Source organism: Pseudomonas sp. SIMBA_041, from assembly GCF_046535095.1.
GTDB classification, from domain to species: Bacteria; Pseudomonadota; Gammaproteobacteria; order Pseudomonadales; family Pseudomonadaceae; genus Aquipseudomonas; species Aquipseudomonas mucoides.
On record NZ_JAWRXJ010000357.1, the window covers coordinates 1 to 268 of the forward strand.

Below are 268 nucleotides of genomic sequence, written 5' to 3' on the forward strand. Positions count from 1 at the left end.
ATCAGCGAGCACCTTGCAGGTCGAAGCGTGCAATGGCAAGAGTCTGTCTTTGCCAAACTTGGCACCGCGGATCGTCAATACGCCTTCGGCCAGATCCACATCCCGAAGCTCAAGATTGAGCGCCTCGGAAAGACGCATGCCCGACACGCTCAGCAAACCGAACAGGCAATAAAATGCCCTCGGGCGCAATGCACCTCGTTCGTAGCGGTATTGCATCTCGAGGGCGGCATGCAATAACCGGCGAACCTCATCGTCAGAGTAAAGATAT

Annotated in this window: 1 protein-coding gene; it reads right to left on the bottom strand. The window is 55.2% G+C overall.

The window, feature by feature from the left end:
* Positions 1 to 268: tyrosine-type recombinase/integrase (locus SB725_RS31470; protein ID WP_410923334.1), on the bottom strand; the 268-nt coding region annotated here is incomplete at both ends.